The 13,730-nt window shown below is 72.8% G+C and carries 13 protein-coding genes and 1 riboswitch; of the genes, 9 read left to right on the top strand and 4 right to left on the bottom strand.

Annotated elements, in window-relative coordinates; genetic code table 11:
* Positions 1 to 58: 58 nt before the first annotated feature.
* Positions 59 to 997, bottom strand: a complete 939-nt coding sequence (locus tag ACH41F_RS29410) for a hypothetical protein (protein ID WP_391242272.1) — start codon at positions 995 to 997, stop codon at positions 59 to 61.
* A 177-nt stretch (positions 998 to 1,174) separates the two neighbouring features.
* Between ACH41F_RS29410 and ACH41F_RS29405 the strand changes: the two genes are divergently transcribed.
* The gene (locus ACH41F_RS29405) at positions 1,175 to 3,442 is read left to right on the top strand and encodes a heavy metal translocating P-type ATPase (RefSeq protein ID WP_391242270.1); all 2,268 of its coding nucleotides are present in this window, start codon (positions 1,175 to 1,177) and stop codon (positions 3,440 to 3,442) included.
* Between the two features lie 58 nt (positions 3,443 to 3,500).
* On the opposite strand, the gene ACH41F_RS29400 is transcribed toward ACH41F_RS29405, so the two are convergent.
* Entirely contained in the window at positions 3,501 to 4,196 is a 696-nt protein-coding gene (locus ACH41F_RS29400) for a DJ-1/PfpI family protein (RefSeq protein WP_391242266.1), read from the bottom strand.
* Between the two features lie 50 nt (positions 4,197 to 4,246).
* On the opposite strand from ACH41F_RS29400, the gene ACH41F_RS29395 reads away from it, so the two are divergent.
* The 7 genes from ACH41F_RS29395 to ACH41F_RS29365 all read left to right on the top strand — a co-directional run bounded on the left by ACH41F_RS29395 (position 4,247) and on the right by ACH41F_RS29365 (position 11,097).
* A complete protein-coding gene (locus tag ACH41F_RS29395; RefSeq protein ID WP_391242263.1) occupies positions 4,247 to 5,176 on the top strand; it encodes a LysR substrate-binding domain-containing protein in 930 nt (309 codons plus the stop codon).
* Positions 5,177 to 5,288: 112 nt separating this feature from the next.
* Positions 5,289 to 5,819: a DUF2269 domain-containing protein gene (locus ACH41F_RS29390; RefSeq protein WP_391242261.1), complete on the top strand. Its 531-nt coding sequence runs from the start codon at positions 5,289 to 5,291 to the stop codon at positions 5,817 to 5,819.
* Positions 5,820 to 5,942: 123 nt separating this feature from the next.
* A complete protein-coding gene (locus ACH41F_RS29385) occupies positions 5,943 to 6,626 on the top strand; it encodes a LuxR C-terminal-related transcriptional regulator (RefSeq protein ID WP_391242258.1) in 684 nt (227 codons plus the stop codon).
* A 132-nt stretch (positions 6,627 to 6,758) separates the two neighbouring features.
* Positions 6,759 to 7,844, top strand: coding sequence for an acyltransferase family protein (locus tag ACH41F_RS29380; RefSeq protein WP_391242255.1), 1,086 nt, complete (start codon positions 6,759 to 6,761; stop codon positions 7,842 to 7,844).
* Positions 7,845 to 8,068: 224 nt separating this feature from the next.
* A riboswitch (cobalamin riboswitch) is annotated at positions 8,069 to 8,151 on the top strand.
* Positions 8,152 to 8,276: 125 nt separating this feature from the next.
* The gene (locus ACH41F_RS29375) at positions 8,277 to 9,332 is read left to right on the top strand and encodes an iron chelate uptake ABC transporter family permease subunit (protein ID WP_391242253.1); all 1,056 of its coding nucleotides are present in this window, start codon (positions 8,277 to 8,279) and stop codon (positions 9,330 to 9,332) included.
* Between the two features lie 2 nt (positions 9,333 to 9,334).
* Positions 9,335 to 10,102: an ATP-binding cassette domain-containing protein gene (locus ACH41F_RS29370; protein ID WP_391242250.1), complete on the top strand. Its 768-nt coding sequence runs from the start codon at positions 9,335 to 9,337 to the stop codon at positions 10,100 to 10,102.
* A gap of 8 nt (positions 10,103 to 10,110) precedes the next feature.
* Positions 10,111 to 11,097 carry an ABC transporter substrate-binding protein gene (locus tag ACH41F_RS29365; RefSeq protein ID WP_391242247.1) on the top strand — a complete coding sequence of 329 codons (987 nt, stop codon included), beginning with the start codon at positions 10,111 to 10,113 and terminating at the stop codon, positions 11,095 to 11,097.
* 262 nt (positions 11,098 to 11,359) lie between these two features.
* Here the strand turns inward: ACH41F_RS29365 and ACH41F_RS29360 are convergent, their stop codons facing one another.
* Positions 11,360 to 12,592, bottom strand: coding sequence for an MFS transporter (locus ACH41F_RS29360; protein WP_391242245.1), 1,233 nt, complete (start codon positions 12,590 to 12,592; stop codon positions 11,360 to 11,362).
* Complete coding sequence (locus ACH41F_RS29355) at positions 12,589 to 13,083, bottom strand: GNAT family N-acetyltransferase (protein WP_391242242.1); 495 nt, start codon at positions 13,081 to 13,083, stop codon at positions 12,589 to 12,591. Before ACH41F_RS29355 ends, ACH41F_RS29360 begins: the two co-directional genes overlap by 4 nt.
* Before the next feature lie 26 nt (positions 13,084 to 13,109).
* On the opposite strand from ACH41F_RS29355, the gene ACH41F_RS29350 reads away from it, so the two are divergent.
* A complete protein-coding gene (locus ACH41F_RS29350; RefSeq protein ID WP_391242239.1) occupies positions 13,110 to 13,631 on the top strand; it encodes a CGNR zinc finger domain-containing protein in 522 nt (173 codons plus the stop codon).
* Positions 13,632 to 13,730: the final 99 nt, after the last annotated feature.

Raw genomic sequence — 13,730 nt, 5'->3', positions numbered from 1 at the left:
ACTTGGCCCGGCACACCGAAAGGGGTGCCGGGCCGAGCGCTGTCAGGGGCGGCCGGGATCAGTGACCGTGGCCGCCTTCCTCGGCATGCTCGCCCTCGGGTGCGGCGGCCGCCTTTCCGGCCGTCACCGTGAACGCCGCGGTGTGGACCGTGCCCTCGTGCTTGAAGTCCAGGAACAGCCGGTACGAGCCCTCGCTGGGCGCCGTGGCCGTGAACGAGATACCGGGACCGGACGTGGTCTCGCCGTCGCCGGGCTCGCCGTTCGGGTGGACGTGGAGGTAGGCCAGGTCGCCCGAGCGCAGGGCGACCAGATGGCCGTAGGCACCGAGGTAGGGCTGGAGGTCGGTGACGGGCTTGCCGTCCCGGGAGACGGCCAGCCTGATCTCACTCGCGCCGCCCGGGCGCAGGCCGCCGGCGAGTTCGACCTGGTAGCCGTCGACGGTGGCGATGTCGTTCCGCGCCGGGAGCCGCTGCGGCTCGTAGGTGCCCGAGGCCGCCAGGTCCGCGCCGAGGGTGAGGTTCTCGGCCCCCTTCCTCGCCGGGGTGAAGTCGGCGAAGACGCGGTAGCCGCCCGCGCGTGGCAGCTCGACGGGGATGCTCCAGGTGCCGTCGGCGGCGCGCGTGGGGTGCAGATGGCGGAAGGTGACCAGGTCGCGCGAGGCGACGATGAGGTGCAGTTCCTTCTCGTGCTCACGCCGGTACGCGGTGACGGCCCGGCCGCTCGCGTCGCGCACCACGAAACGCAGCTCGGCCCGCTGACCTGCGGTGACGCTCGGGGTCCGCAGGTCGAGGGTGTAACCGCCCTCGGAGATCTGTAGCCCACCCGGGGTGGCGGCCCCCCTTGCGGCGGGCGCGGGTGTCGCCTCCCCGTGGCTGTCGTGGCGCGTGGGCGCGCTCTCCGCGACGACCGGGTCGGCGACCTTGCCCACGCCGTAGGCGGTGCCGAAGGTCGCGGCCAGCGCGGCGGCGAAGGCGGAGATCTTGATTCCAGCATGCATGGCCAGCTCCTGGGGAAAACACGGCCTCCGGCTCCGGTGTGAGGCCTTGATACAGTCCGACCATACCCCCAGGGGGTATGAAGTCAACCTCTCGGAGCGACTTGCCCATGATACCCCTTGGGGGTATACAGGTCCTAGGCGCGGATACCCCCGCCCCGTACCGCATGAGGAGCAGCGATGACCACCACCGCGACCGGAGCCCCCGCAGAGGTAGAACTCGTCATCGGGGGCATGACCTGCGCCTCGTGCGCCGCGCGCGTCGAGAAGAAGCTGAATCGTATGGACGGCGTGACCGCCACCGTCAACTACGCCACCGAGAAGGCGAAGGTGAGCTACGCCGGTGAGGTCACCGTCCAGGACCTGATAACGACCGTGGAGAAGACCGGGTACACGGCCGCGGAGCCCGTGCCGCCCGAACCCGAGCCCACCGGCTCGCCGGACTCCCCCGCCTCAAACTCCGACGAACTCCGGCCGCTGCGGGAGCGGTTGGTCACCGCGGTGGCCCTCGCCGTCCCCGTCGTGGCGATGGCGATGATCCCCGCCTTGCAGTTCGAGTACTGGCAGTGGCTGTCGCTGACACTGGCGGCGCCCGTGGTGACGTATGCCGGATGGCCCTTCCACAAGGCGGCGTTCACCAACGCGCGGCACGGCGCGGCCACCATGGACACGCTGATCTCGGTCGGCACGCTGGCCGCGTTCGGCTGGTCGCTGTGGGCGCTGTTCCTCGGGACCGCGGGGACGCCGGGCATGACGCACCCCTTCGAGCTGACGATCGCCCGCGGTGACGGGGCCGGGAACATCTACCTGGAGGCCGCGGCGGGTGTCACCGCGTTCATCCTGGCCGGGCGGTACTTCGAGGCCAGGTCCAAGCGGAAGGCGGGGGCGGCGCTGCGGGCGCTGCTGGAGCTGGGCGCGAAGAACGTCACCGTGGTGGGCGCCGACGGTCGTGAACAGAGCGTGCCGGTCGGCGAGTTGACGGTCGGTGACCGGTTCGTCGTCCGTCCCGGCGAGAAGATCGCCACCGACGGGACGGTGGTCGAGGGTTCGTCGGCGGTGGACGCCTCGATGCTGACCGGCGAGTCCGTCCCGGTCGAGGTCGCCGTGGGTGACGCCGTCACCGGCGCCACGGTCAACGCCGGCGGGCGGCTCGTGGTCGAGGCGACGCGGGTCGGCGCGGACACCCAGCTGGCCCGGATGGCGAGGCTTGTCGAGGACGCGCAGAACGGCAAGGCCGCGGCACAGCGGCTCGCGGACCGCGTCTCCGCGGTGTTCGTGCCGATCGTGATCGCCCTCGCCCTCGGCACCCTCGGCTTCTGGCTGGGCAACGGAGCGGGCCTGACGGCCGCGTTCACCGCAGCCGTCGCCGTGCTGATCATCGCCTGCCCGTGCGCCCTGGGGCTGGCCACGCCGACCGCGCTGCTGGTGGGCACGGGGCGCGGTGCGCAACTGGGCATCCTGATCAAGGGTCCTGAGGTCCTGGAGTCCACGCGCGAGGTCGACACCATCGTCCTGGACAAGACGGGCACGGTGACCACCGGCCGGATGACCCTGCTCGCCGTGCACACCGCCGAGGGCACCGGCGAGGCCGACGTCCTGCGGCTGGCGGGGGCGTTGGAGCACGCCTCCGAGCACCCGATCGCCCGCGCGGTGGCCGACGGGGCGCTGGCGAAGCTCGGTTCGCTGCCCGCCCCGGAGGACTTCGCGAACGTGCCGGGGCTCGGGGTGCAGGGCATCGTCGAGGGCCACGCGGTACTCGTCGGCCGGGAGCGGCTGTTGGCCGAGTGGGCAAGGGAACTGCCGGTGGAGCTGGCCCGGTCGAAGGCGGACGCCGAGGCCTCCGGTCGTAGCGCCGTCGTGGTCGCCTGGGACGGCGAGGCACGGGCCGTGCTCGAGGTCGCCGACGCGGTGAAGGAGACCAGCGCAGAGGCGATCACGCGGCTGCGGGCGCTGGGACTGACCCCGATCCTGCTGACCGGGGACAACGAGACGGTGGCCCGGGCCGTGGCCCGTGAGGTCGGGATCGCGCCGCAGGACGTCATCGCCGAGGTGCTGCCCCAGGACAAGGTGGAGGTCGTCAAGCGCCTTCAGGGCGAGGGCCGTTCGGTCGCCATGGTCGGTGACGGCGTCAACGACGCGGCCGCGCTCGCCCAGGCCGACCTCGGACTGGCGATGGGCACGGGAACCGACGCGGCGATCGAGGCCGGCGATCTCACCCTGGTCCGCGGCGACCTGCGGGCGGCGGTGGACGCCATCCGGCTGGCACGCCGCACCCTCGGCACGATCCGCACCAACCTGTTCTGGGCCTTCGCCTACAACGTGGCCGCGCTGCCGCTGGCCGCGGCCGGACTGCTCAACCCGATGCTGGCCGGGGCGGCGATGGCATTCTCGTCGGTGTTCGTGGTGGGGAACTCGCTGCGGCTGCGGTCCTTCAAGGCCGCGCGATAGCCAGGAGACAGCGGTGAGGGCCGGTGCGATCCGCACCGGCCCTCACTCGACCACGGGTTCAGCCGAGCTTCTTGAGCAGCTCCGCCGCCAGCGGCGCCGAGGACGCCGGGTTCTGGCCGGTGACCAGGTTGCGGTCGACGACCACCTTCGGCGCCCACGGCTCGCCCGCCTCGACCTGCACGCCGGCCTCGGCCAGCCGGTCCTGGAGCAGCCACTTGGCCTTGTCGGCGAGACCGGCCTGGGTCTCCTCGGCGTTGGTGAAGGCGGCGATCCGGTACCCGGCGAAGCTGTTGCCGCCGTCCGCGTCGACCGCGGCGAGCAGCGCGGCCGGGGCGTGGCAGACCACGCCGAGCGGCTTGCCGGACTCCAGGGCACGGGTGAGGAGTTCGCCGGAGGCGGCGTCGACCGCGAGATCCTCCATGGGGCCATGGCCGCCGGGGTAGAAGACGGCGGCGTAGTCGTCGAGGTTCACGTCCTCGAGGCGGATCGGCTGCCGCAGCTCGGTCGCGGCGGCGAGGACGCCCGCGATCCGGTCGGCGTTCTCCTGGCCGCCGTTGACCTCGGCGGCGAGGCTGCCCTGGTCGACGACGGGGACGACCCCACCCGGGGTGGCCACGGTGATCTCGTGACCGGCGGCCTTGAAGGCCTCGTACGGGGCGACGGCCTCCTCGGCCCAGAAGCCGGTCGGGTGCTTGGTGCCGTCGGCCAGCGTCCAGTGGTCGGCGCCGGTGATTACGAAGAGGATCTTTGCCATGCCTCGACGGTAAGTCGTCACACCCATAGGAATCCAATAGGCTCACGTATGTGAGAGATAGGGATTCCAATCACCATCCGGTGGCGGCGCCGCTGGACCTCAATCTGCTCCGCACGTTCCTCACCGTCTACCGCACCGGCTCCTTCACCGCCGCCGCCCGCCTCCTGGGCCTGTCGCAGCCCACGGTGACGACACAGATCCGCGCGCTGGAGCGCCAACTGGACCGGGAGCTGTTCGAGCGGCTGGCCCGCGGCGTGGCACCGGCGCCCTACGCGGACGAGCTGGCCGCCCGGATCGTCGACCCCCTGGACTCGCTGGCCACGGTCACGGGCGCCGGCGACACCCCGGCCGCGCCGGTGCACCTCGCCGGCCCCGCCGAGTTCCTCACCCGGTCCGTGCTGCCCGGCATCGCACCCCTGGTGGAGAAGGGGGTACGGCTGCGTGTCACCCCCGGTCTGACCGAGCCGCTCCTGGAGGACCTGCGCGCGGGCCGTCACGACCTGGTGATCGCCACCTTCCGGCCGCGCGGCCGCACCCTGGCCGCCGTCCCCCTCAACGACGAGGAGTTCGTGCTGGTGGCCGCTCCCAGGCGGGCGGAGCGCCTCGGTGGTCCGACCCGGGTCGCGGCCGAGGGGGACGCGGCACTGCACGGCGTCCCGCTGATCGCGTACGCCGAGGACCTGCCCATCGTGCGCCGCTACTGGCGGCATGTCTTCGGCCGACGTCTGGTGCGCGACCCGGCGGTCACGATGCCCGACCTGAACGCGGTGAAGGCGGCGGTCGCGGGCGGCGCCGGGTTCACGGTGCTCCCCCGCTACCTGTGCGCGGCCGAGCTGGCGTCCGGGACCCTGGTGCTGCTGCACGACCCGGACGACCCGCCCATCAACACCGGCTTCCTGGTGCAGCGCCCGGGCGCCTCCGGCAACCCGCACGTGGCCCTGGTCCGCGACCACCTGCTGCGGGCCGCCCGGGAGGGCTGACCACGGGTTCCTGCCCGAGAGCCGAGCAGCAGGGCCGTACTCCGAGGCCAGTACGCGCGGTTACTCCCGCTGCCGGACGACCCGGGCGCCCGCGCCGGGCACCGTGGTGCGGGTGAAGCTGAACCGCCCGGGTCGCCGGGTCTCCCTGATCGTCCACGTCGTCTCGTCCGCGAGCTGGCTCGGGCTCACGCTCGGGCTGCTGGCGCTCGGGATCACCGCGACCACCACCGGATCGGCGGTGACCGTCGAGGCCAGTGTGCGGACCATGAAGCTGTTCGCGGACTGGCTGCTGCTCCCGCTCGCGTTCCTCACGCTTCTGAGCGGTCTGCTGCTGTCGCTGGGCACCGCGTGGGGCCTGGCGCGGCACCGCTGGGTCTGGACGAAGTTCTGGCTGACCCTCGCCACGACCGCCGCCACCGCCTTCGCGTTGCGCCCCGGGGTGAACGCGGCGGTCACGGCGGTCGCCGCGGGCCGGGCGCTCCCCGACGCCGGTGACGTCCTGTTCGGACCGGTCGTGTCACTGTCCGCCTACGTCTTCATGACGGTGATCTCGGTCCTCAAGCCGTGGGGGCCCACGCGCCGCGGCCGACGGCTCCGGGCGACCGCCGCCGCCCGCACGAGGAAGCCCGCCCCGGTCGCCTGACGGCCATCGACGACGGCTCCGTGGCGCGTGATCGAGGCCACAGAGGAGGAGGCTTCGTTTCGATTCCCGAGGGGTATTCTGAGGGCACGGTGAACGAAACAGTTTCGTTCAGAAGGAGTCGTCATGATCTCCGTCCTCATCGCGAGCGATCAGTCCCTCCAGCGCCACGGCCTGCGCATGCTGCTGGCCGGCCGGCCCGATCTGACCGTCGTCGGCGAGGCGCGCGGCGGGGCCGAGGCGGTCCGTCTGGCCGCGGTACTGCGCCCGGACGTCGTCCTGCTGGACGGCCGGGTCCACGAGACGGAGGGGCCCGAGGTCATCCGCCGGATCACCCGGCCCGCGGCCCTCGCCGTGACGGGCGAACCCGTCCTCGCGGCGCGGGTCCTGGTCCTGACCCCGACCAGCGACGAGGGGCACGCCTATGCCGCCCTGCGCGCCGGCGCCGGTGGCTTCCTCCCGCAGAACAGCACCACCGACGAACTGATCGCCGCCATCCGTGTGGTGGCCACCGGGGACTCCGTCATCACCCCCCACCTCACCCGCGCCCTCATCGACACCGTCCGTCAGCTCCAGCCCTCCCGCGCCACGCCGGAGGTCGGACTGCGCACCCTCACCGAGCGCGAGCGCGACGTCCTGGCCGCCGTCGCCTCCGGCTGGTCCAACGCCGAGATCGCCCAGCGCCTGTCCATCGCGCCCACCACCGTCAAGTCGCACGTCAGCCACATCCTCGCCAAGATCGGCGCCCGCGCCCGCGTGCAGGCGGTGGCCTTCGCCTACGAGTCCGGACTGGTGCGCCCCGCGGCCTGACGACCGCACCCGGAGGTTTGCCGCGCCGGGAAATGGTCAGGCGCGTGGGATGCCCCAGGTACTCCACACACCCGTCACTCCCGGCAGACACGTACCGGACGCCTTCCGACGCGGTGCGCGGGGGGCGGTGTGGTGACCGCGGCCCCCGACCTCGCACCGGAACGGGACTCCGCGCCCCGCACCGCACCCGTCAAGCAGCGGGACGCGTTCTTCGACAACGCCAAGTACCTGGCCATCGTGCTGGTGGCGATCGGACACGCGTGGGAGCCGCTGCGCGAGAGCAGCCGGACCGTCTCCGCGCTCTACATGCTCGTGTACGCCTTCCACATGCCCGCGTTCATCGTGATCGCCGGCTACTTCTCCCGCAGTTTCGACGGGAGCCCGGAGCGGCTGAGGCGGCTGGTGACCGGCGTCGCCGTCCCGTACATCGTCTTCGAGACGGCGTACACCTTCTACACCCGGTGGACCGACGGTGTGCCGGACCGGCAGGTCAGCCTGTTGGAGCCGCTGTATCTGACCTGGTTCCTGGCCGCGCTGTTCATCTGGCGGCTGACCACCCCGGTGTGGCGCTCGGTGCGCCGGCCGCTGCCGCTCGCGCTCGCCGTCGCCATGCTCGCGACCGTCACCCCGTCCATCGGCGAGGACCTCGACCTCCAGCGCACCCTGCAGTTCCTGCCGTACTTCGTGCTCGGCCTGTGTCTGAGGCCGGAGCACTTCCGGCTGATCCGGCGCTGGACGGTACGGATCGCGGCCGTCCCGGTGTTCGCGGCCGCGCTCGCCCTGGCGTACTGGGCGGTGCCGCGGATGAGCGACGCCTGGTTCTACCACCGGGACAGCGCCCAGGAGTTGGGCGCGCCCGCGTGGTACGGCCCGGTCATGACCCTGGCCCTCTTCGCCGGCTCGACGCTGCTGGTGGCCTGTTTCCTGTCCTGGGTCCCCGGGCGGCGGATGTGGTGCACCGCGCTCGGCGCGGGCACGCTCTACGGCTATCTGCTGCACGGCTTCTTCGCCCAGGGCTCCAAGCCCTGGGGCTGGTACGACCCGGCGTGGGTGTACCAGCCGCTCGGCGAGGTCGTGGTCACCCTCGTCGCGGCGGCGATCGTGACCCTGCTGTGCACGCCGGTCGTGCGCAAGGTGTTCCGGTTCGTCATGGAGCCGGACCTGAAGTGGGCGTTCCGGCGGGACACGCCCCAGGAGAGGGTCGCGCTGCGCGCCTGAGCGTCGGCGCCCACCCGTTGGTGCGGGTCCCAGCTCCTGGCCGGTGGCGCGCGACGGGAGCTGGGACCCGCCACCCCTGTCGCGCGCGCAGGCACAGGTACGCCACCCGTCGGAGGCCGGTCCCCCGCCCCCCGGCCGGTGGCACGCGCCGGGGCGGGCACGACCACGCCTCCCCCGACGACCGGTCGACACCCCCGTTTGCTACGCTCCCCGAGCCTCCCGCGGGGGAAGTCCGGTGAGATCCCGGCGCTGACCCGCAACGGTGTGCGCGGCTGCCCCGGAGGGTGCCGCGTGAGCCCGATCGCCCGTGGGTGGTGCGACCCGTTGACTGCTCGCCGAGGACTGCGAGAGGGGACCGCGCGGCTTTCCGGGCCGTACGGGCTGTCTCCTTGACGTTCGTCAGGCGGCCCCACCCGAAGGACCGCCCCGACCGTGCGCCCAAGCCCCACGCCCAGCCGCCTGCCCCTGCTCCCGTTGGTGGCCGGCACGGTGTCGCTGCTCGTGGTGTCGCTCGTCGGCGGTGTCGGTCTGGGCGCCTCCGGGATCGGGTGGCTGGACGTCCTGGGGTTCCTGTGGGCCGGTCTGACCGGTGCGACCGTGCACGCCGAGGACGCCGCCGCGTACGCCATCGTCTGGGAGATCCGGCTGCCCCGGGTGCTGCTCGGGGCGGTCGTCGGCGCGGGGCTCGCCGCGGTCGGGGTGGCCGTGCAGGCGATGGTCCGCAACGCGCTGGCCGACCCGTTCGTCCTCGGCATCTCCTCGGGCGCGGCGGTGGGCGCCAACGCGGTCATCCTGCTCGGCGCGTTCGCCGGGCTCGGCGTCTGGGCGCTGTCCGCGTCGGCGTTCGTCTCGGCGCTCGCGGCGATGGTCCTGGTGTACGCCGCCGCCCGGTCCCCGCACGGGCTGACCCCGCTGCGGCTCGTGCTGACCGGTACGGCGCTGGCGTACGGCTTCGAGGCGGTCACCACCGTCATGGTGTTCGGCGCGGCCCGCGGCGAGGCCGCCCGCTCGGCGCTGATGTGGCTCCTCGGCAGCCTGGGCGGCGCCACCTGGGCGCAACTGCCGCTCGTCGCGGTGACGGTGGCCGCGGGGTGGGCGTGGCTGCGGTGGCGGGCGGAGTCGCTCAACGCGCTGGCGATGGGCGACGAGACCTCGGCCGCGCTCGGCGTCCGGCCCGGCCTGCTGCGCCGTGAGCTGTTCCTGGTCACCGCGGCCGTGACCGGCACGGTGGTCGCGGTCAGCGGGGCCATCGGATTCGTCGGGCTGATGGTGCCGCACGTCGTACGGATGCTGGTGGGCGCCGACCACCGCCGGGTGCTCGCGCTGGCGCCGCCGGCCGGGGCGGTGCTGCTGGTGTGGGCGGACGTGCTGTCCCGGCTGCTGCTGGCGCCCGCCGAACTGCCCGTCGGGGTCATCACCGCCGTGGTGGGCGTGCCGGCCTTCCTGCTGCTGATGCGGCGCGGCGGCTACGCGTTCGGAGGCCGCTGACGATGAGGCTCGACATCGAGGACGTGACGGTCGAGGCCGCCGGGACACGGATCGTCGACGAGGTGCGGCTCGCCGTGGACAGCGGGGCGTTCGTCGGACTCGTCGGCCCCAACGGCAGCGGCAAGTCGACGCTGCTGCGGTGTGTGTACCGGGCGCTGCGGCCCGCCGGGGGCGTCGTGCGCCTGGGCGGGGACGACGTGCACGCGATGCCGGCCCGGGAGAGCGCGCGGGTGCTGGCCGCGCTGCCGCAGGAGTCTGCGGCGGAGTTCGACTTCACGGTCGCCGAGGTGGTCGCGATGGGGCGGCTGCCGCACCGGGACCGTACGGCCGCGGCGGACCGCGAGGTGTGCGCGCAGGCGATGGCGCGCACCGGTGTCGGGCACCTCGCCGACCGGGGGTTCCTCGCCCTGTCCGGAGGCGAGAAGCAGCGCGTGCTGATCGCCCGGGCGCTGGCCCAGCGGCCCCGGGTGCTCGTGCTCGACGAACCCACCAACCACCTCGACATCGCGCACCAGTTGGACGTGCTGTCCCTGGTACGGGCCAGCGGCGTCACCGCCCTCGCCGCCCTGCACGACCTCAACCTGGCCGCCGCGCACTGCGACGTCCTGTACGTGATCGCGGGCGGCCGGGTCGTCGCCTCGGGGCCTCCGCATGACGTGCTTCAACCGGCCCTGCTCGCCGAGGTGTTCGGGGTGCGCGCGCATCCCGTACGGCACCCGGTGACCGGCGCCGTCCAGCTCCTGTTCGACCTGCTTCCGCAGACACCGTGAGGATCCCCATGCGCAGACTGCTCGCCGCCGCCCTGTGTCTCGCCGCGACCGCCACCGGCTGCGGCGCGTCCGTCGAGACGTCATCCGAGGACGCCAAGGCCTCCTCGGTGACGCTCACCAACTGCGGCCGGAAGGTGACGTTCGACAAGGTCCCCGAGCGGGTCGTCACCAACGACGTCGGGATCACCGAGCTGATGTTCGCGCTCGGCCTGGAGGACCGCATGGCCGGGTTCGCCATGCCCGACGACAAGGGCGACCTCAAGGGGGTCCCCTGGAAGGACGGCTACGACAAGGTCAAGTGGCTCTCCAAGGACCAGCTGACCAAGGAGAACGTCCTGGACGTGCGCGGCGACCTCGTCTTCGCCGGCTGGAACTACGGCTTCCGCGAGGACGCCGGCTTCACCCCGGACGCCCTGAAGAAGCTCGGCATCCCCTCGTACATCCTCACCGAGTCCTGCCGCAACGGCCGCACGACGTCCTCGCGGGGCATCATGCCGCCGCTGCAGGCGCTGTACACCGACCTGACCAACCTCGGGAGGCTGTTCGGCGTCGAGCAGCGGGCGGCCACGCTGATCGCCGGGTTCAAGAAGCGCATCGCCGACGTCCACGCCCAGGCCCCGGCGAGGAAACCCACGGTCTTCCTCTACGACAGCGGCCAGGACCAGCCCTTCACCTCCGGCCGCTACGCCGCCCCCGACCAGATCATCAGCGAGGCAGGCGGGGTCAACGTCATGCACGACGTACGGGACTCCTGGACCACGGTCGGCTGGGAGAGCGTGGTGGAGCGGAACCCCGAGGTCATCGTCATCTGCGACTACGGCGACGTGAGCGCCGAGCAGAAGCGGAAGTTCCTGCTCGACTACCCCCCGCTGCGGGGCGTGTCCGCCGTCAAGCACCGGCGGATCTTCACGCTGGACTACGTCGACCTGGTGGAGAGCCCGCGCAACCCGTCGGCGATCGCCCGGCTGGGAGCGTATCTGCGGACGGTCGGCTGAGCACGGCCCGGCGGAGGGCGGCGGGTGCGGCAACGAGCAGGAAGAGCCCGCCGACGACGTACCGGCCGGGGCGGCCCCGGTTGATGCCCAGGGCGATGGGCAGACGGGGCCGAACGCCTCGGCCAGGCCCGTCCCCAGGCGGAACACGCCCAAGTATGGCCGCGCCCGCGGGGCGCGGCCGAAGCACACCCCAACTGACCACAAGGGGCTCTACTTCACCGAAGCCGTCCGGCGAGGCCCCGTCGCGGCCCGGGCTCCGACATCAGCTGGGGCATGAGGCCTCATCCGTCTTCCGGGCGCCGCCGGTCGAGCGTGCGCACTCCGTCACGCGCACCCTGGCGGCCAGCGCGACCAGGATCATCGCGATCAGCAGACCCCACACGGCTGCGAAACCGCCGCTGAGGTCCTTGAGCAGGCCGAGCGAGGGCGGCACGACGACGATGGCGACCTGGTTGACGCACATGGCGAGCCCCAGCCCGAACCCCGTCCACTGCGGCGGCGCCGACTCGGCCACCTGGGCGACCCACGGGCCGTACCAGCCGAAGCCGAAGAATCCGAGCCAGACGAACGCACAGCAGGCGACGGTGACCGAACGGCCCGCGGGCGTCAGCAGCACCGCCATCCCCGCGACGACCGCGACCATGCAGACCACGACGGCACGCTCGCGTCCGACGCCGATACGGTCGCTCCAGGCCGCCAGCCCGATCCGGCCGAGGACTCCGGCGCCCTGCACCGCCACCAGGACCAGGGCCGCCGCCCCGGCTCCCACGGACGCCACCTCGTGCAGGTACAGTGCCGCCAGGATGCCCACTCCGCACTGCACCGAGATCAGGCTCGTCCCGGCCGCCATGGTCCGCCTGAGGGACGGGTCGCGCAGCATGCCCCGCCGGACACCGCGCGGCGCCCTGCCCCGGGGAACGGCACGGGTGGGCGGCCGGCGGTAGAGGGCCATGAACGCGACCGCGCCGAGCAGCGCGACGCACCCGCCGACCAGGAGCGCCGCCCGCCAGCCGAAGGCCCCGGCGACGAGGGGCAGGACGGCCGAGGCGAGCGCGGCACCCAGCGGCAGCCCCGCCTGCCTGACCCCCATCGCGAACCCGCGCTGCGAGGCGTCGAACCAGGACGCCACCGACTTGCCGCCGCCGGGTTGCACGGCGCTGTACCCGGCGCCGACGACCACCAGTACGGCGAGCAGGCCCGGGTATCCCGGTACGAGACCGCCCACGACGAGGGCCACGGCGACCACGGAGGCACCCGCGCCGACGACCCAGCGTTCGTCATGGCGGTCCAGCAACTCCCCCGCCACCAGCACCCCGACCAGCGGGGCGAACTGGGCGGCCGAGACCAGCAGCCCCAACTCGGCTGTGGTCAGCTCCAGTTGGCGTTGCAGGTGGATACCCATGGCTCCGATGCCCTGGACGAAGAACCCGGACGCGGCCTGGGTGAAGGTGGCCACGGCGAGGACGACCCAGCGGTAACGCGCGCCGCGCCTCACAGGCGCAGACACAGAGCCGGGTCGGGGTGCGGGACGAACCCGAGCTCGCGGTAAAGGGGTTCGCCCTCGGCGGAGGCGTGCAGGTCCACGCGCGACACCTCGCACTGCCGGAACCAGTCGAGCAGCCCCCGCATGATCGCGCGGCTGTGTCCGCGCCGCCGGTGGGCGGGGTCGGTGACGACGCCGAGCACCTGCCCGATCCTGCCGTTGCGCAGGTGCGGGCCGGGCAGCCGCTGCTCGACGGTGCCGATGCCGCAGGCCGCGAGTCCGCCGACGGCAGAGTCCACGACGAGGATGCGCACGGTGTCCGCGGTCAACTGCTCCTTGAGCACCACGGCCAGGGTGTCGAGCCATCCGTCGTTCACCGACACGGGGTGGAAGAAGTCGCCCTCCAGCTGGTCGAACAACAGAGCGCGCAGGCGGACGAGTTCGACGAGGTCGTACTCCATGGCCTGCCGTACGTCGGATCGGGGTCCGGTGCGTTGTTCCATGACCACGACCCTGATGTAATGCCCTTATGCATCTCAACCCTTACGGCGAGGATGCCGTGAACCTCGCCGTCGACCTGGTCAACCACCGCCCGTCGAGCGCCGGGGACCTCACCGACCGCTGCCGCGCCGCCGGGCTGACCGTGGAGGGCCCCGCCACCGCCGAGGACCTGGAGCGCACCTGGGAGCTCCTCGACGCCTGGGAGAAGGTCGTCGACGCCGACGACGAGGGGGAGCGCGCCGACCTGGTCAACCGGATGCTGGCCGCGGCCGCCGCCTACCCGCGGATGACCAACCACGTGGGCAGCGGCTGGCATCTGCACTACCGCGACGAGGGGCAACCACTGGGCGGCGTACTGTCCTCCCTGGTCGCCGTGGGCACCGCGCTCCACCTGTCGGGCCGCGGCATGCACCGGCTCAGCCGCTGCGCCGTGCCGGAGTGCACCACGGTCTTCGCCGACACCTCCCGCACCGGCAGACAGCGCTACTGCTCGACCCGCTGCGCCAACCGGGACGCGGTACGCCGTCACCGGGCCCGCGCCGCCCGGTGACGACCGAGGAGGAGGGCGTGGCTCACGTCACATTCGGGGCTGTCACATCTGGGGGTGGCCGTTCCGTCAAAGAGGCGTAGGCATCGACACCAACGCCAC

This window comes from Streptomyces sp. NPDC020489, assembly GCF_044386545.1.
Taxonomy (GTDB): Bacteria; Actinomycetota; Actinomycetes; order Streptomycetales; family Streptomycetaceae; genus Streptomyces.
Note: the sequence above shows the minus strand (reverse complement) of the source record. Positions and strands in the feature narration are given on the sequence as shown.